Source organism: Pantoea dispersa (genome assembly GCF_035783935.1).
Classification (GTDB): Bacteria; Pseudomonadota; Gammaproteobacteria; order Enterobacterales; family Enterobacteriaceae; genus Pantoea; species Pantoea dispersa_C.
Genome location: NZ_JALKOV010000051.1, coordinates 1 through 255, shown reverse-complemented (window position 1 = coordinate 255; position 255 = coordinate 1). Strand labels below are relative to the sequence as shown.

Below are 255 nucleotides of genomic sequence, written 5' to 3'. Positions count from 1 at the left end.
TTGACGGATTAGGTGGAACAGGCGTTCTATGGAATCGCTGAAGAATGACGTAAAAAAGCCGCCTCATGGCGGCTCGTATGGTTTTACCAACCCTTTTCTGGACTCTTTGTAAATTGGCCCGCGTGTATATCGGCATCAATCGCGTTGCGACAGTCTTCGGTGCCGCGCGGATTGGGTTCTTTACGGCATTCTTCATATTTAGATTTGCGCTCTTTGTTGTGAGCCTTGTACCATTCCTCGCTCTTTGCGCCCTCG

General features: G+C 49.8%; 1 protein-coding gene. It reads right to left on the bottom strand.

Going from position 1 to position 255, the window contains the following annotated elements:
- Nucleotides 1-83: 83 nt before the first annotated feature.
- Nucleotides 84-255 (bottom strand): EexN family lipoprotein (locus MXF20_RS23505; protein WP_418936875.1); only part of this gene is annotated, 172 nt, incomplete at its 5' end.